At 36.9% G+C, this 18,924-nt stretch carries 12 protein-coding genes and 1 pseudogene; 4 read left to right on the top strand and 9 right to left on the bottom strand.

Features of this window, described 5'->3' with window-relative positions:
- Nucleotides 1–78: 78 nt before the first annotated feature.
- The 5 genes from FJR05_RS05255 to FJR05_RS05235 form a co-directional block, all read right to left on the bottom strand.
- Nucleotides 79–4,893, bottom strand: a complete 4,815-nt coding sequence (locus FJR05_RS05255) for a PAS domain S-box protein (RefSeq protein WP_168643153.1) — start codon at nucleotides 4,891–4,893, stop codon at nucleotides 79–81.
- Between the two features lie 275 nt (nucleotides 4,894–5,168).
- Entirely contained in the window at nucleotides 5,169–5,876 is a 708-nt protein-coding gene (locus tag FJR05_RS05250; RefSeq protein ID WP_254446742.1) for a hypothetical protein, read from the bottom strand.
- Nucleotides 5,877–6,285: 409 nt separating this feature from the next.
- Complete coding sequence (locus tag FJR05_RS05245) at nucleotides 6,286–7,233, bottom strand: polysaccharide deacetylase family protein (RefSeq protein WP_168643151.1); 948 nt, start codon at nucleotides 7,231–7,233, stop codon at nucleotides 6,286–6,288.
- 338 nt (nucleotides 7,234–7,571) lie between these two features.
- Nucleotides 7,572–7,946 (bottom strand): EamA family transporter, encoded by a 375-nt coding sequence (locus FJR05_RS05240; RefSeq protein WP_168643149.1) that lies wholly within the window; start codon nucleotides 7,944–7,946, stop codon nucleotides 7,572–7,574.
- 120 nt (nucleotides 7,947–8,066) lie between these two features.
- Entirely contained in the window at nucleotides 8,067–9,011 is a 945-nt protein-coding gene (locus FJR05_RS05235; RefSeq protein WP_168643161.1) for a glycosyltransferase family 2 protein, read from the bottom strand.
- Nucleotides 9,012–9,045: 34 nt separating this feature from the next.
- Here FJR05_RS05235 and FJR05_RS05230 point away from each other — a divergent pair, with 34 nt between their 5' ends.
- Complete coding sequence (locus tag FJR05_RS05230) at nucleotides 9,046–10,584, top strand: glycosyltransferase family 39 protein (RefSeq protein WP_168643148.1); 1,539 nt, start codon at nucleotides 9,046–9,048, stop codon at nucleotides 10,582–10,584.
- Between the two features lie 54 nt (nucleotides 10,585–10,638).
- Here FJR05_RS05230 and FJR05_RS05225 read toward each other — a convergent pair whose 3' ends face one another.
- Complete coding sequence (locus FJR05_RS05225; RefSeq protein WP_168643146.1) at nucleotides 10,639–11,946, bottom strand: mannosyltransferase; 1,308 nt, start codon at nucleotides 11,944–11,946, stop codon at nucleotides 10,639–10,641.
- A 418-nt stretch (nucleotides 11,947–12,364) separates the two neighbouring features.
- Between FJR05_RS05225 and FJR05_RS05220 the strand changes: the two genes are divergently transcribed.
- The 3 genes from FJR05_RS05220 to FJR05_RS05210 all read left to right on the top strand — a co-directional run bounded on the left by FJR05_RS05220 (nucleotide 12,365) and on the right by FJR05_RS05210 (nucleotide 17,298).
- Nucleotides 12,365–14,926 carry an endonuclease MutS2 gene (locus FJR05_RS05220; protein ID WP_168643143.1) on the top strand — a complete coding sequence of 854 codons (2,562 nt, stop codon included), beginning with the start codon at nucleotides 12,365–12,367 and terminating at the stop codon, nucleotides 14,924–14,926.
- Between the two features lie 149 nt (nucleotides 14,927–15,075).
- A complete protein-coding gene (locus tag FJR05_RS05215) occupies nucleotides 15,076–15,678 on the top strand; it encodes a DUF3038 domain-containing protein (RefSeq protein ID WP_168643141.1) in 603 nt (200 codons plus the stop codon).
- A 69-nt stretch (nucleotides 15,679–15,747) separates the two neighbouring features.
- Entirely contained in the window at nucleotides 15,748–17,298 is a 1,551-nt protein-coding gene (locus FJR05_RS05210) for a DUF4335 domain-containing protein (protein ID WP_168643140.1), read from the top strand.
- A gap of 203 nt (nucleotides 17,299–17,501) precedes the next feature.
- Here FJR05_RS05210 and FJR05_RS05205 read toward each other — a convergent pair whose 3' ends face one another.
- The 3 genes and pseudogenes from FJR05_RS05205 to FJR05_RS05195 form a co-directional block, all read right to left on the bottom strand.
- Nucleotides 17,502–17,678: a hypothetical protein gene (locus FJR05_RS05205; RefSeq protein WP_254446740.1), complete on the bottom strand. Its 177-nt coding sequence runs from the start codon at nucleotides 17,676–17,678 to the stop codon at nucleotides 17,502–17,504.
- Nucleotides 17,665–18,051 carry an addiction module protein gene (locus FJR05_RS05200; RefSeq protein ID WP_168643136.1) on the bottom strand — a complete coding sequence of 129 codons (387 nt, stop codon included), beginning with the start codon at nucleotides 18,049–18,051 and terminating at the stop codon, nucleotides 17,665–17,667. Before FJR05_RS05200 ends, FJR05_RS05205 begins: the two co-directional genes overlap by 14 nt.
- 195 nt (nucleotides 18,052–18,246) lie before the next feature.
- Nucleotides 18,247–18,924: pseudogene (locus tag FJR05_RS05195) on the bottom strand (hypothetical protein); the annotation flags it as partial.

Raw genomic sequence — 18,924 nt, 5'->3', positions numbered from 1 at the left:
GTTTGATTTGTTTATCAATATTTTAAAAAACCGGGTGCATTTCAGTTCCTCGGTTTTTTGTACGTCTGGGTTCAATTTCTAGGGCGCAACTATAACTTGATTCCGCCCAGCAGCTTTAGCACGATATAGAGCAGCATCAGCAGTTTGAATTAAAGCTGTACTACTAACACCATGTTGGGGAAAACCAGCAACTCCTAAAGATACAGTTAGATTACCTAAAGTTTTTGTATTGTGAGAAAGGATTAATTGAGCGATCACCAGTCTCATTTCTTCTGCTTTCATAGCAGTTTCTTCAATGGAAGATTCCGGTAAAATAACGTTCATTTCTTCCCCACCGTAACGACAAGCAATATCTGAACCCCGAATATTTTCTTTTAAAACACCACCTACAGCTTGTAATACATAATCTCCTGCGTCATGACCATAGGTATCATTAAACCGTTTGAAATGATCTACATCTAACATAATCACACATATGGGGTGTTGTTTACGTTGAGCGCGGGCGATTTCTTGAGAGAGAAATTCTTCTAAATAACGACGATTAAATAAACCCGTTAAAGGATCTCTAATACTTTGATGTTGTAGGGTTTCTCGCAGATTTAAATTAGCTAAAGCCAGTCCTACCTGTTCAGCTAAAGCGCGGGCAATTTGTTCTTTTGTTTCTGATAAGGCTTTGGGGTTATTAGTCATAATATGTAACATCCCTAAAGTCTCACCTTGGGCAATCATCGGAATACAAATAGTGTTGGTAAGCTTGACATCTTTGGGAATATGTTGACAACGTAAACCAAATTTTTGAGCATTACAAATATGAATTTTTCCCCGTCTTAAAGACCAGCATTCATTAGGGTAAAAATCTACAATAGATGATAAAGAATCACCCCATGAAGATAACCTTTCTACACGGTTACGGGAGGAATTAGTAATAAATAAACCCCCACTACAATCAGGAAATAGAGGTTGGACTAAATTACTCAGAATTTGACAGGCTTCTTGAACAGTTAAACAAGCTTGCAGAAAGTCACTAATTTCACTTAAAATCAGCATTTCTTCATGACGTTGATCTAAATCTGTAATCCGTTCTTCTAGTTGTTTATTGAGAATTTGCAAAGCCTGTTCCGCTTTTTTATCGGCTGTGATATTGCGGAAAGTAATAGCAAAACCATCTCCTAATTTTACAACAATATTTTCAAACCAATATTCAATTTTATCATGGTTATAGTAAAACTGTCTTTGGATAGGTTCACCAGTTTCTACTACTTTAACATAGAGATCAAATAGTCCTTCTTCTTTATTACCAGGAAGTTCTTCTAATAGTCGTTTACCAATTAAATTCTCTCGACCCACAATTTCATAAGCAGTGGGATTACATAATAACCACTCAAAATCAATAATCTTACCTTGGTCATTTCGCACTGACTGAAAAGCCATAATCCCATCTAAGGAACTATTTAAAACACTACTTAACTGCATTTCTGAATTTTTGAGAGCATTCTGTACTGTTACCAATTCAGTAATATTAGTAATTAAACCCGTAGCACCCAAAAAATTATGATTATGATCAAAAATAGGTGTTGTAGAAACTAGCGTCCATAGAGGATTGCCATCTTGACGCTGAAATTTGAAAGGATGCTGTTCTCCAATTCCCTGTATTCGTCTGTGCATATAATTTTGTGCTTGGGGACGATCTTCAAGATTGATGAAATCCATTAAATGAGTGCCAATCATTTCACTACAAATATAACCCAGCATATCTGCCATCCGCTGATTGACAAAGGTAGTTTTACCTTCTGCATCTAATATCCAAACCCCTTCTAAAGTTGTTTCAATAATATTACGATAACGGTGTTCACTATCTAATAGAGCTATTTCAAATTCTTTGCGATCGCTAATATCTTTCATGAAACAGTAATGACCAATAAATTTACCTTGTTCATCGTAATCACTGATCATAATTAATTGTTTATAAAAAATATTTCCATCTTTACGAACTCCTCTAGCTTCTTGATCAACTTTGCCAGTTTTCAACATAGTTTGATATGCGGATTCCAACGCAGGTAAATCTTCTGCATAAACTGTGATTTGCCATTGTTTACCAATTAATTCATTAGCTTCATAACCACAAGTTTCTGCATAAGCACGGTTAACACTTACATATCTACCTGTTACATCTAAACGAGCAATTCCTTCTACAGCATTTTCCAAAACTAGATTAATATGACGCAAATTATTTTCAGCTTGCTTGCGATCTGTAATATTAATATGACAACCAATCATCCTGACTGCATTACCATTTTCATCCCATTCAATCACTTGACCCGAACAAATTACCCACACAATTGAGCCATCTTTATGAAGATATCTAACTTCGTTATAGAAGGGAATTTCTCCATGACTTTGAATATGCTGCTCAAACCTAGTCAATACACTGGGTAGATCCTCTTGAAAAATCAGTTTTTGCCAAGTTTCTGAAGAATTAGGTAGTTCATGATCTGCATAACCAAACATTTTTTTTAACCCAGGGCTTAAATATTCAGTATTATTCTTTAAGTCCCAATCCCAATAACCTGCTAAAACGATATCTAAAATATTTTCTAATAGGTTAATTTCTCGTTTAACTTGTTGATTTTTTTGCTCAATCAGTTCTATTCTTTGATGTTCAATTTCTAATTGTTTAATTGCACTAATATCCCGCACCATAAAGGAAAATTGAGGTCGTCCACTATCAGCAATGCCAATATATTTAACTATACTAGATAAGTAATAGGTTTGTGTATCAGTATGATGTTCATATTCAAACTGAACTGGTTGTTGTGTTTCCTGACTTTGACAATAGTGATATAACCACATTTGAATTGTTTCTGGTTTGACACCTATTTCACTTGCCCATTTATGATCTATTTGTTCTTTGGAAAATCCAAAAAATTCCAAGGTAGTGGAATTATGTAAAGTATGGAGAATATCATTTTCTGAAGTTTCCACTACTCCTAACATCAAAGGAGAATAGTCATAAAATATTTGCAGAATTTTAGCTTGTTCTTGCAGAGTTGCTTCTATTTGACGTTGGACTGTCACATCTCTGAAAATCGCACGGGTAGCAATTGGTTTACCATCTGTAAATCTAACATTAATACTACCTTGAAGGAGAATTTGTTGCCCATTTTTATTAATAAAAGAAATAGCTAATCGCTCTACATTATTTGTTTTACCTAATTGTAACTCTTGAAATATCTGTTGACAATTATATAAACAATCAGGATGAATTAAATCAAAAACTGTTAGGCTATTCAGTTCATCACGACTATAACCTAATCTCTCTAACCAAGCACGATTTACATAAATAAATTTCCCATCTTCTAAGGAAACACTTTGAATTAAATCACTAGCATTATCAAAGAAGTCTTCTAGCTGTTCTTTACTTTGACGTAATTCTAATTCTACTTGATTTCTTTCTGATTCCAGGAGTTTGCGATCGCTAATATCCCTAGCAATTTTTGATGCGCCAATAATCACACTATTTTCATCACGAATAGGAGAAATGGTTAAGGATACATCAATTAAACTACCGTCTTTATGTTGTCGTTGGGTTTCATAGGTATTTACCTTTTCCCCTTGTTGAATACGCTGTAAAATTGATGCTGCTTCTGATTGACGTTCTAAAGGAATTATGCTTCCAATATGTTTCCCGATAATCTCGGAGGTGGTATAACCAAATAACCTTTCTGCTGCTTGATTCCAAGTAGTAATCATACCATCGAGATTTTTACTAATAATTGCTGCTTCAGAAGATTCAACAATTGCAGCTAATCTAAATCTTTCATCCCGACTTTGTTGTAAGGCAATTTCTGCTTGTTTGCGTTCAGTAATATCAGTACCGGAAGCAATTAAATGGGTAATTTCTCCCTGTTCATTCCGCAGGGGATAAAGGGAAAAATCAATAATAATCTGTTTTCCTTCTTTTGCTTGTACGGGAATATCAAATCTAACTGCTATTCCTTGTTGAGCTTGTTTAATAGCTGCTCGAATTTTGGCTTGCGCTTCTGGGGAATATTCCCACCAATAGGTATCTGCAAAGTTTTTACCTATTACATCCTCACGGGTGATCCCAGCAATATCTAAAGGTGCTTGATTTGCTTCTATTAAAATTCCTTCACAGGTTAATACTCCCACAAAAGTAAAAATACTATTTAAAACTTGGCGTAAAAATTTTTCACTTTCACTAACTATTGTTTCAAGTTTTGATCGTTCTCTGACTTCTATGAGCAAATCTAAATTAGTTTGTTTTAGTTGTTCTGTGCGTGTTGCCATTACGGCTTCTAATTTGGCTTTTTCCTGTTGTAATTCTACTAATAAACAGGCTTGATGAATAGAAATACCTACATGAATGGCTATTTGTTGTAAACCTTCTATTTCTTGGGTTTGCCACTCACGGGAAGCAGTACAATTATGGCAAATTAATAAACCCCAAAGTTGTGATGTCCTCAATATGGGTACAACTAAATTAGCTTTAACATGAAAACCTGCTAAAAATTCTGCATGACAGGGTGTAAGGTTAGCTGTATTTACATCAGCAATAGTTCGGACTTGATTTTCTTGATAGGGTTGTAACCAACAGGACTCAAAACAAGGATCATGAACTACTTGACCTAAAACAGACCATTGAGGAGCAGCAACAGTTTCTACTACGACTTCACCACTCCAATCTGGATCAAATTTGTATAAAAGCACGCGATCGCACTGGAGCAGTTTTTGTACTTCATCGGTAGTTGTTTGTAAAATTGTTTGTAATTCTAATGACTGACGGATCTGAAGAGCAATTTCCGCCACCAAATAATTCCAATTCCAATGAACTGAACCAAAATCACGATTTTCTTCTTTACCCCTGATTTTCATGAACCTATCCCACTAATAATATTTTATTGATCCAGATGTGAATGGTAGCAAGGTCTATGAATGCGTCAAAATAAACCTTTCGACGTTCCCATCTGACGACGAGGCGACGATATTTGGGTTGATACCAGGTAAAACACCATTCTTGTTGAAATCTGGGAATCGAGATTTTGATAGGTCTTCCTTTGTTTTTCTTGTTTTTTCAGTCATGGTTTATACTGTGCGATCACCCCCCATTCCCATAGGCGATCGCTCTCCTTATCAGTATAATCCCCCACTCAAAACAAACTCAACTGCTTTCCCACATTACCTTGAGGCTTAACAACCGCAAGTAACTCATCTCGTTTTTTAGCCATCAACTCCAAATAATACCCACTGGAATAGGCTTCAGAATTAGTCAACCCCAGAATTCCTTGATAAAACGTCACAACATCCCCAGTATTACCCAGAACCAAAAGAGCCTTTTCACCTTTCTTAATTTTCCGAGTCACCTGTAACTGTTCCACAGGAAAATCACCAGAACGAATAACCTTGGTTAATTCCTGGTAATATTGTTCTGCCTTAGCCTTTGACAGAAGATATTGTGTCAGGTAGTTCAAAGGAAACTCCTTTTCTAGACGAGAGCGATAGCGAAGCGCTCCGTAGGAATCGCGTTTCCGCCATGAACCCTTAGTAGTAATTTTACCATCTTCATGCCAGATAATATAATTCTTAGCTCCTCTAGAGGGAACAAACATCGCTTTAACAAGGATTTCCAACTCTATATTGATACCAGTAGGTAAAGCATTTTGCAGCTTTTCAAATATCAGCAAAGGTTCAGAGTGCGAGAAGAACACACCATCAGTATCACTTTCAACCTGGATACCTCCCGCTTTTCCAATCACATCAATCATGAATCGCAGAATCCGTCTACCATAAGCTGTAACCAGTGCAGCAGCTTCCATATCGTTAAAACCAACACCAGAAGTCCCATAAAAGCCAAACAACGAGTTGACACTTTGAGAGCAGCTTCAGCTTGTTTAGCAGCTAAGTCTCCAGCTTTTCCTAATTCTTTGAGTCTGAGTCGTTCCCTGGTGAGATAATCGAGAATACTTAACCCCACTCGTTGCGTATTTGGAGATGTCTACTTTATCTGTATTTATCCTGTTTATCCTTTCATCTTTTTTGTCTGAATCAGGATGTCCAGGATTTAATGATTTACAGGATTTAATTATGATTATGTGCATTTTCATCCAGAATTGGTATAAGCTGAGAAACATTTAATTTGCATAATTAAAACAGGCAAGATGCCTGTTCCACAAGAGTTTTAGTTGTGAGCAATATACAATCTAAATGTCCAACAGCTTATTCATCCTGTTAATCCTTTAATCCTGGTTATCCTGATTCAGACATTATTTAAGGTTTCTTGGGTTTTTGAGGTTTTTGAGATTTTGTTTTATTCTGGGCAACTAACTGTGGATATTGATTTTGCATTTCCAAAAGTTCGGGAACAGTGACAAACTCATAACCCTGTTTCCGAAACCTGCTAATGATTTCTGGTAAGGCTTTGACGGTATGAGAGCGATCGCCACCACCATCGTGCATTAACACAATACCCCCTGGTTTAGCTTCTCTAAATATGTTATTAATTAGTTTTGGTACAGATGGACGAGCATAGTCCATAGAATCAGACGACCACATAATAACAGCATATTTATTACTTTTAGCATAAGCGGCCACTCCATTACTCATAATCCCTCCTGGGGGACGAAATAGACTGGTTTTCACCCCTGTAGTTTGATAAATTATGTCTGTTGTATTAGCAACTTCATAAGCCGCCGCTTGTGCATTCATGTGATGATACCAGTGATGCCAAGTATGGTTAGCAATAATATGACCATCTGTAACTACCCGTTTTGTTAAGTCGGGATAATTCTTGACATTTTGCCCAACCACAAAAAATGTACCCTTGATATTATTTTTCTTGAGAATATCTAATACTTTGGCGGTACTGCTAGGCCAAGGACCATCATCAAACGTTAAGGCAATAACTTTTTTTTCTGGAGGAAGTTTAGCTTTACTAATTACAATCCCTTGAAACTTAGGTGGTACATCAGTAGAAAATCCTTTGGCTTGTGCTTCTTGTTGCCAACGGGTAAGCATTTCTGTTTTAAATTCCTCTAGCCGCTGCTGAGTTTTAACATTAGCAGCAATATCTTTATTTTTAACAATTACACCCTGACTTTGAGCATCAGAAGTTCTAGCTTTGAATAGAATCATCAAAGCAATACTTAAAGTGCCAGTCAGTCCAATTAATACAATTAATATTCCCTGCGTTCCAAAAAAAGACTTATTATTTTCCACAGTGTAACTCCTTCAAGGGGTGAGCAACCCTTGATGACAGCGATCGCTCTGACGGTAGGTTATAACACATTTTTCTAAAAATTGAGCTGGTTTGTCATACTGTAAAATATGAGTCGCTTGAACATTTATGTATATTTTACGGCTTAGAATCATGGGTTACTTGTGAAAAAATGATTTTTTCTGTAATGCCATGAGTAGTTAGATGATAATTAACTGAAGATAGTTTCTCATTTATGAATAAGATTTAGTAGTTACGTTAGCTACTTTTTGAATCTTGAGTGAATATATTTTTATTACGGATTCATAACTTTTCCATAATAGTGGATTTAACTGTTCTGTTAAGTTGATTTTTTCCAAATCACTAATATCACCCCAGAGACAATCAAACCTAGTCCAAAAACACGGGTTAGAGGAATAGTTTCTTTTAAAACAAAGTAACCTAGTAATACAGAAAATATGTAACCAATGGATACAGCAGGGGCAGCAACGCTGAGATTTACTTTGGTTAGGAGTAAGATATAGGCTACTGCACCAATACCATAACAGGTTAATCCTAATAAAAGTTCTGGTATGGTGATCATGTTGAGAATCAGATCAATCATGTTTTCTCCATAAACTTTACCTAATTTAATTGCTCCCATTTTCAAAAAAAACTGTCCGGCGACACTAATAAGAACTGATATTAGTAGTAAACTAAATTCTGGTATTGACACTGATATTACCTGGATTTTATTGATAACGGTGATTGGTATGATGCAATACAATCATCAAATACAATAGAGGGCGCAGGCCTTGCGCCTCTACGTTTTTGAGATTTAAAATTAGTCAATATTTTAGTTTTTTGTAAAGCCTCCAGTTTCTTTTAATGTATATAGAGGACGACCTTTTACTTCTTCATATATTCTGCCAATATATTCACCTAGAATACCAATACAAATTAATTGAACTGAACCTAGGAAAAACATAGAAATTGTAATTAATGTGTAACCAATTAAGTGAGATACTGGGGCAAAGATTCGCCAATAAAGCACTAATACTATCATAATCATAGCGATCGCAGCCGAGATAATCCCTAAGTAGGTTGCCAGTCGTAAGGGAACTGTAGAAAAAGAGATAATACCATCAATTGCCAGGGATAAAGATTTACCAAAAGTATATTTTACATCGCCTGCAAACCGAGGGTTTCTTTCAAAAAGTACAGAGGTTTGTCGAAAACCCACCCAAGCACGTAAACCGCGAATATAACGGTTGCGTTCTGGCATAGAATTTAAGATATCTACTACTTGTCTATCCATTAAGCAAAAATCGCCTGTATCCACAGGAATATCAACTTTAGCCAAGCGTCGAAGAATGCGATAAAAAAGGTATGCCGTTAAGCGTTTTAGCCAACTTTCCTTTTGACGGGATATGCGTTGAGCGTATACTACTTGGTATTCTTGATGCCATTTTTCGATCATTGTTAGAATTAATTCTGGTGGATCTTGAAGATCAGCATCCATAACAATGATACATTTACCTTGGACAAAGTTCAAACCAGCAGTAACGGCGATTTGATGCCCAAAATTCCGGGCTAGACTGAGGTAATGGACTCGATTGTCACGATGGTGTAATTCGCGCATCATACTTAAAGAGCGATCGCGGCTACCATCATCAATTAAAATTAATTCAGCATCACCGTCTAACTGTTCCATGACATCATGTAAACGGCGATACATCTCCACGATGTTTTCTTCTTCGTTATAAATGGGGATAACTAGGGAGTAGATAGGCTGATTCATCATCATAATTAAGTTTATTTAATATTTAACAATAATGCGTTCATTTCAACAAAAAGAATACTTTTTCGGCTTGTTTGTGGCATCTTTAATTTTATGGCTGATAGGTTTGGGTAATTTACCTTTACGAGATTGGGATGAAGGTACTTATGCTATAGTCGCTAGGGAAATTTATCGCACGGGTAACTGGCTTTATCCTACTATACAAGGAGATCCTTTTTTATTAAAACCACCTTTAATGCAATGGTTAATTGCTCTTTGCTATCATATCTTTGGAGTGCAAGAATTTACTACCAGATTTCCGGGAGCATTTTTAACAGCTTTAGGAGTACCTTTACTTTATTTAATTGGACGTTTGGCTTTTAAAGAAAATTTACCAGCTTTATTTTCAGCTTTAGTTTATTTAACATTATTGCCAGTAGTCCGTCATGGTAGATTGGCAATGTTAGATGGGATGACTATTTCCTTTTTTCTATTGTTGTTATTTTGTGTTCTGAAAGCAAAAGATCATAAAAAATATGCTTTGGGTATCGGTTTTTGTTTGGGTTTAATTACTTTAACTAAGGGAATGTTAGTGGTGGTTTTAGGGGGAATAGTCTGTTTATTTATTATTGTTAATCAACAATTAGCTTTATTAAAAAATCCATTTCTATGGATAGGAATGGTGTTAGGTAATTTCCCTGCTGTTGCTTGGTATTTTGCCCAATGGCAACATTATGGCAATATTTTCTTAGCAGTGCATTTTCAATCCCAAGCTTTTGATAGATTGGGAAAAGCTGTAGAAGGTAATACGGGTCCTGTTTGGTATTATTTACTGGAAATTCTCAAATATGGTTTTCCCTGGTTGTTGTTTTTGCCAGGTGGTTTATATTTAAGTTGGAAAAATCGTGATACTGTGTGGGGTTGTTTAATTCTGATTGGGACAATTGTTTATTTTGCCATAGTTTCTTTAATGGGGACAAAATTACCTTGGTATATTATGCCTGTGTATCCATTTTTAGCGTTAGCAATTGGGGCTAATTTAAGTTATATTTGGCAAAATGGGCAGTTTAAAAGTAAATTTTTGACAGGATTTTTGGCATTTTTAGTGATTGTTGGTTTGGCAGGTTGTGCTTATTTTAGTATATTTGATAAACAGCCATTGTTAATTGTGATGAGTGTTGTTTTAGCAATAACTATGGGGATAACATCATGGTTAGTTAATCAGCATAATCGTCAATTTATTCCGGTTTTATTTACAGGAATGTATCTGGTTTTAGCAATGTTGATGAGTTCTCAATCATGGATTTGGGAGTTAAATGAAAAATTCCCTGTTCTCCCAGTGGCAGCTTTAATTAGAGATAATGTGCCACCGGGAACACAAATATATACTTCTTTTGCTTATGGCCGTCCTAGTTTAGATTTTTATAGTGATTGTAAAATTATTCCTGCATCTATTGCCGATTTACAGGATAAGTTTGCTGATAAATCTTATTTATTATTGGACAAGGAGATTTTGCAGAAAATGAATTTAAAGCAGAGTAAAATTATAGGAGAAGCGAAAGGATTTACATTAATTTCATCACTAATTAACTAGACGGATGTATAACGTATAACTTCCAGACAATTTAGGTGATTTTATAATTTCTTTTTAACCTAACCATTGATCTTTTCCGTAATTAATCCATTGTTCTACAAGAGCAATTGCGGATATTATACTCATAACTAATATAGTTTGATATTTCCGTTTTCCTGGAAAACAACAATATAAATATCCTAAAGCCAGAAAAAAGAAAGGTATTGCAAATATATATCTAGCTAAACTTGCTAGACGGTTTTGCGTAAAAAATACAAGTAAAGAATTAATTGTTGAAAAATACATACAAAACCAAAATATATAATTATCTTTTAACCTATTAGCAAATTTAGAAATAATTATTTTCTTTTTTATACCCCGCAAATAATTTAATATATAAGCTAATAATAATATAGGTGGATATAGGATTAAAATATCCCAAAGAAAATTTTTAGGGACAAATATCAATGGCTGATAGTTTTTACTTTTCCAATATATTACAATCAAACTAATTATTAAAATTAAAACCGGCAAATATAAGCCTAATAAATCAAACAAAGGAGATTTAGGAAAAAACACTAAATCTAAATTTAATCCTAATGTTTTACCCCATTGTTTTTGATCATGGAAGGGTGCAAAAAAATCTCCTCTTAATTCAAAACATGAAACTCCATAAATAGAATAACCTAATATTGCTGAAATAGATATGATAATCGTAGTTAAAATATAATTTTTATTAAATTTATTTGTAAGTAAAAATATTGTGCTTAATGATAATAAAGAAGCAACTATCATCTGGATTAACACCGGACGAGTTAAAGCCATTAAAATAACAATAAATAATAGCAGTATTAGTTTAATTTTTTCATTTAATTTATTTTCAGGTAAAAGCAACCATATAAATAAAATTCCCAGAAAAGAAAATAAACTTTCTGTGTAACCTATAACCCGAAAAATAGCCATAGGATTAACTGTATAAGCAAGAGTAATTGTTAATGCTAAATATTCATTTTTGAAAGCTTTTTTAAATACCCAAAATACCAGAGGAGTAGATATTATAAAAATTGCTGTAGCTGTAATTTTAAAATAGTAGGTAAATTGATCTAAATTCTGAGGATGAAATATCCAATTAATTATAAAACTCCAAAGAGGGTAAAAAGCAGTGCAAGTATTTTGCAAAGCCATATTTGCATAATGTTCTATATCCCAGTAATAACTGGTGTGAGGTAATTGAGGAGGAATTGTTCGGGGTAATTGAGTTGAAGAAAAAAACTTATGAAAAGTATCAGGAAATATCAACATTCCCACAATTGCACAAACAACAAATGCGCTATATAGAACTAGATAAGGTGTTAAAACTGTGGTAAATTTAATTTTTTTCATTTTATGCCTAAGTTTTTATGTCATAATCTAAGCCACCCAAAGATCACAGGCAAATTGAATGTAAAATGTTACCATTAGTAGCGCCCAAAAAGATATAACTGGGTATCTCAAGCGAGGATAGCGTTCAAGTAATAAGCCGAATGCAATGGATAGAGTTATAATACCATAAGCGTAACGTTCAGCAGAAGCAGTAATTCCAGTGTTTAAAATTAGGGCATAGGAACACAGTTAAGGAAATGTAGGTTGGGTTGCTAATGGTTTTAAATTGGTTAGTACCAATTGACGCTAATTAATATAGAATATGGGCAACCACAGGGGGATTGCCCCTACGAATGGATACCGGAAAATTTGATTCTGGAAAATGTAGTCTGCTGGGGGCTAAAATTGTTACGATAATTTCAGATTTGTTGTTGAAACCTTGATCCAATCTGAAACCTTAGAATTACTAGAGTGGCCCCGTCTGTGCCAGCACCTTTCCACCTTTGCGGCAACTAAGTTAGGGGCGATAGTTGCGCGTAACCTGCAGATTCCTGAAACTCAGGTAGAAAGTGAACAGTTATTAGCGCAAACCAAAGAAGTTTACGAACTGGAAAGTCGTTTACATCCAGGGTTGTCCTTTGAGGGAATACAGGATATTGGTGATTCCCTGGAACGGGCAATACTCCAAAGTATTTTACCTGGTGAGGAACTGTTGGCGATCGCTACTACCTTGGCAGGAACAAGAAATTTACGTCGTGTTATTGATAATCAAGAAAATGTCCCGGTTTTGTCCGATTTAGTTTCCCAATTGCGGACTTACCCCGAATTAGAACAGGAAATCCACCGTTGTATTGATGAACGGGGACAAGTAACTGATCGTGCTAGTCTGAAAATGGGGGAAATTCGCATAGAATTGCGGAAAATTCGCGGACAAATTACCCAAAAACTCCAAAATATTATTCAAGCTAAATCGGGCGCTGTTCAAGAACAGTTAATTACCCAAAGAAGCGATCGCTTTGTTATCCCCGTCAAAGCCCCCCAAAAGGACGCAATTCCCGGCATTGTACACGATACCTCTACCAGTGGCGCAACCCTGTATATAGAGCCTAATAGTGTCGTACCATTGGGTAATCAACTCCGGCAAGTCATCAGAAAAGAACAAACTGAAGCCGAAGTAATTCGCCGGACTTTAACAGAGAAAGTAGCCGCAGTTACCCCAGACTTAGAAAGATTACTAGCTATTGTCACTACCTTAGACTTAGCAGTTGCCAAATCCCGTTACAGTCTGTGGATAGGTTCTAATCCCCCACGTTTTGTTGATCGAGAAGACAATGAAATTATCACCTTGCGAAATCTGCGCCACCCCTTGCTAGTCTGGCAACAGCAGCATGAACAAGGAAATCCCGTCGTACCTGTAGATTTGTTGATTAGTCCCCAAATTCGAGTAGTCACAATTACCGGACCAAATACAGGGGGAAAAACTGTCACCTTAAAAACCTTGGGATTAGCCGCTATCATGGCGAAAGTGGGTTTATTTGTTCCCGCCCGTGAACCCGTAGAAATGCCTTGGTTTTCGCAAGTTTTAGCTGATATTGGGGATGAACAATCTTTACAACAGAGTTTATCCACATTTTCAGGACATATTCGCCGCATTAGTCGAATATTAGAAGCATTAGAAGAAGGAGTCAGGAGTCAGGAGTCAGGAGTCAGGAGAAAGGAAGAAGAAGGAGAAGGAGAAGGAGAAGGAGAAGGAGAAGGAGAAGGAGAAGGAGAAGGAGGTAGGGGCGGGGTTTCCCCGCCCAAAATTCAGGAGAAAGACGAAGAAGAAGGAATAAAACTCCCAATCCCCAATCCCCAGTCCCCAGTCCCCAGTCCCCAGTCCCTCGTATTACTTGATGAAGTTGGTGCAGGTACAGATCCCGTTGAAGGAAGTGCATTAGCGATCGCTTTACTGAAATATCTCGCCAATCATACCCAGCTAACAATGGCTAGTACCCACTTTGGCGAACTCAAAGCTTTAAAATACGAAGATCCTCGATTTGAAAATGCTTCCGTAGAATTTAACGAAACCACACTGTCACCCACTTATCGGCTATTGTGGGGGATTCCTGGACGTTCCAACGCCCTGAGTATTGCCTTGCGTTTAGGCTTAAAACCCGAAGTAGTCGCAGAAGCGAAAACTCAAGTGGGAGAAGCCACAGACGAAGTAAACCAAGTTATTGCCGGTTTAGAAGCCCAACGTCGCAATCAAGAAACCAAAGCCGCTGAAGCCCAAAAATTATTACGTCAAGCCGAACGATTATATAAAGAAGTTTCTGACAAAGCCGCATCCTTAGAAGCCAGAGAAAAAGATTTGCGGGCTTCCCAAGAAATCGCCGTTCAACAAGCAATTACCCAAGCCAAAGGCGAAATTGCCCAAGTCATCCGCCGCTTGCAAAAAGGCACACCTAACGCCCAAGATGCCCAACAAGCCACCGCATCCCTAAGTCAAATTGCTCAAAAATACGAACCTGCACCCCCACCCAAACCTAAACCTGGGTTTATGCCAAAAGTTGGCGATCGCGTGCGAATCCCCAAATTAGGGCAAACCGCCGAAGTTTTAACAATTCCTGATGCTGACGGCAACTTTAACGTCCGGTTTGGCATCATGAAAATGACAGTCCAACTTCAAGATATAGAATCCTTAGATGGACAAAAACCCGAACCCATAGTTAAACCAAAACCAACCCCACCCGTAGATACACCACCACCAGCCCCAGCCATTCGTACCTCCAAAAATACTGTGGATTTGCGCGGAAAACGAGTAGCCGATGCCGAATATATCTTAGACAAAGCTATTTCTGAAGCTGCTGGACCCCTATGGATTATTCATGGACACGGTACTGGTAAACTCAAACAAGGAGTCCACGCTTTCCTACAACAACACCCCAGAGTTACCCACTACGAACCCGCAGAACAAGCCGATGGTGGTACTGGTGTCACCGTTGCCCATATCATATAGCAGGGAAGTAGGGGAGGTAGGGGAGGTAGGGGAAGTAGGGGAGGTAGGGGAGTTAGGGAGAAGATCAACAACTGACCAATGACCAATGACCAATGACTAACTCGTTTCCAAATAGGTAACAGTCACAGATTCTTTAAGCCTGATCATTTATGCTAAAAGTTATGCACTCAACCGCTAATCCGACTATACCAAAATCACCTTGGGAGGATTTAAACCAAATCCCAATCCCGAACACAACTCAATGGGAAAATATTAAAACTCAGTTAGATCTAGTGCTATTAGCCCTAGAAACCTTAACTGGTATTGGTTCAGAAGCCATGCTGTCAGCCGCAGCTAGTCTGAACTTAGAATCTAAAGTACCAGATCGGGTGGCATTGTGGCGATTGCGGCAATCCAATCCCCTCCGCAAAAGTCAAGGGGGACGGAAAAAGTTAGATGTAGAAGAAGCGCGATCGCTAGTTCTCATTATTTGCCATCTCGCCAAACAACACCAAGAATTAATTCGGCGGGCTGTAGGTTTATTAGAACAATTGACAGCAAATAAGCAAAAACCTCACCAAGCCGCCCTATTAGGAGATTATATAGACGCTTTTTGTAATACCTACCAAGAACGAATGGAAGAGGAAGAAGCAACATCAACAGATTTGCTGACCAACCTCGCCCTCAAACTGTTAATAAACTTACTCTTTTATAGTGCATCTGGTGGACATCGGCGGTTGTGGTTAGCACTCATAGACCCTTCCACAAAATAATTAGCGATTTTTGATTTTCATTCCCTATCTAAAATCCAAAATACCTATTTTTTCTTTGCAATTGTTGTTATGTCTTCATCAAATTCTGTAATTCGTCGTTACACCCCCCCGACCTGTACATTAGAAATATCAGCGCAAAACTCCCCCTTGTCACGGTGGACAGACAAAACTGTGATTAGTGATCTCAGTTTTAACTTGCGATTTGATGATCCACGATTACCCGAAGAAAGTAAAATACTCATTCAAGGCGATCGCCAGCAACTAGAAATTTTATGTGATATCGTCACCACCTACGTTCAAAAACTTCTGCAACAATCTGCGGAAGATTTTAGTATTAACTTATTAGGTAATGATGATCTCAGTACAACATCAGAACTAGAAATAACAGACATTCCCCCATCTATCCCTCCCACCCCAAATATCTCATCCTTTAAAACCCAAATTCCCCAAACAAAAATATATTTAGAACCCAGCCATAATTTAACTCATCAACTCTTTTTTGGTAATCTGGCTAACCAAACATCTGGACAAGTAATTGAACTAACTTTACTACAACTATTTGATTTAGCAACAGCCTTAGACGAATACTCATCTGATATGGTCGTCTTACCAACCACCAACCATCAAATTATTAAGCCCAGTCTACCCCAGTGGGCCCCCATTGCCGCAGTCTTAGTATTAGCAGCCGGTTTAACACCATTTACCTGGGAATATGCCAACAACATCCAGAAAAATCGTCAGAAAGTTGCCACAAATGCCCCCCAGTCTCCCGAACCAGTTGCGATAGAACCTACTCAACAAGACCCCATCCCAACACCCTCCCTGCCCTTAATTACCCCTCAACCCCAACTAACACCACCACTTCCTAACCTGAGTACCCCCGCGCCACCCCTTTCCTTTCCTAATGCAACCATCCCAGCCGCACCATCAAAAACATCTCAGCCACCATTAACCATACCATCCGATACTTTCTCCTATCCCCTAACTTCACAAGTTCCCTCATCCGGCATCATCCCCAATTCCAACATCACAAAAACCATCCCAAATACTTCAAGTATTGCCGATAAAAAAGCCGTAAATCCCACCAAATCCAAGAATCTACCATCGGATATTACTCAACCATCTTCATCTGTTGCTACCATCCCCAACAACAATTTAAGTAATATTCCCAACCTAATTCCCACCCCTGCTGCTGCGGAATTATCGCCAAGTGTGGGAGCAAATACTACCCCAGAACAGGCATCTCCAATAGGAAATCAAGGTAGTTTAGCCAGCAGATTAAGAACCGCAACCAAACCCACCTCAGATACCTTATCTACTGACAATAAAACATTATTTGATACACCTCAAATAGCAGAAGCCAGAGAATACCTCAACAAGCGCTGGCAACCACCAACCGGACTTTCTCAAACTCTAGAATATAGTTTAACATTGGGTATTGACGGCAAAATCGAAAGAATTTTACCATTAAATCAAGTCGCTAGAGAATACATTGATAGTAGTGGTATTCCCGAAATTGGCAAACCCTTTGTTTCTAGTAATAAAGCTGGGCAAAATGTGAGAATCCGAGTTATCCTCAGTCCTGATAGCAAAGTGCAAACATTTCCAGAAACACCATAATCATCCAACCTGAGTTCGGAGTTCGGAGTTCGGAGTTCGGCTAATAATTTTTCCAATTGACTGCCGCTGTTGACGAGCATAAATAATACTGCAATGTTCAATATAGCGATATGAAATTGAATTAAATACAGTCATGAAACAGTAAATTTTGTAGGGGCGCAGGGCTTGCGCCCTCGATTATATTGCACCAAGCGTGATTACCGCTATAATATTTTTTCAATTAAAGATGGTTTATTTCCTTGTAATTGTTTAGCAAAATTTTCGCCTTCTTCAATTTGCTGTCTAATTTCTTCTTGATGATCATGATAATAGGCTAAAGCCGCATAAACATCCGCTAAATTAATACTAGGATGTTGATAAATAATTTCATGTTTCACCAAGCCAAAACTCATCAGGTAATGGATCATCAAAGTCATCATTAAATATACAAGAACCTAAACCGAGTCCTGGCTGTCGTAATCCTTTATTTGGCATAGACTGAGGTTCTTTATTAATCTTTACTTCTACCCATTGCAATAACTTTGTAGCCAAGCGATTCCTTAGTCTTTGCAATATTTCATCGGCTGGAATTAACGCAACTTGACTTTCATCTATAGTCTGTATGCGATTTGCAATTTCTGTTTCCCAAGCAGTCTCGACTTCAGGATTAATTTCATCAAGACTTTTGAGAAGATGTTCAGCAAGCATCGCTCTGTATAGAGGTGGTAAGGTTAATACTGCTCCAAAAATTTCATCGTAAGTAACGTTAGCCATACAAAAAACTCCTTACAGAGTACAGTAATGGCATTTTAGCATAAATGCGCTTAATCAACTTTACAGACTAGGGGTGCAATTTAAAAAAGCAGGTTAATGAATCTATTCAACCTTATGCGTTCCCCCTCGTAGACTGTCGGGGAAAAGTGATATTTTGGTTTTATAGCGGGCTTATAATTATAGATTAATTTCAATTTAACCTTGAAGAAGATTTGCTATTCCATCTGCTGTTGAACGTCCTTCAATCATTTCTTGAAAGTATTGATTTAGTGATTTTTCTCTGCTAACTGTATTTAAAGTAATTCTATCATTTTTAAAATGTTGAATAACTTGTTTTGCTAATAATAATTCTGGTGAATCTTTTTGGCAAAATCTTAGATTATGAGCGCAAAAAGTCAGGAGATAAATTAGAGATAGGAAGGCATTTTGTTTATATGGATAATCGAAATTTTTATAATCTCTTGTCAGTAAATAATTCATTATTTTTATAAAATGCTCTTGATAATTGAAAAATGAACTTGATGAATTAAAATTATAATACCAAAGTAAAATCCTGCCATAACCCCATAAGTATTGACTGTTTTTCAACTGATACTGAGAATCAAATAAACTGAAATATTGCTGTTGCAATTTTTCATTTACTGCTATTCTAGCTAGACATTGTAGATATTCATTTGATAATTTACGATTTTCACTAGCATTATTGAATTGTAATTGTAATTGAAAGAATAATCTATCTGATAATAGATATTCTGAAAATTGATATAATTTACCAATTAAAATAATTGCCTCCACTAAAAAATCTTTTTTATATTTATTTAAAGACTGATTAGAAACAAGTGAACTAAGTAGGTTAACAGAAAAATTTAAAGG

The organism is Dolichospermum sp. UHCC 0259 (assembly GCF_009711935.1).
Lineage (GTDB): Bacteria > Cyanobacteriota > Cyanobacteriia > Cyanobacteriales > Nostocaceae > Dolichospermum.
This window is presented reverse-complemented; position numbering and strand designations above follow the sequence as displayed.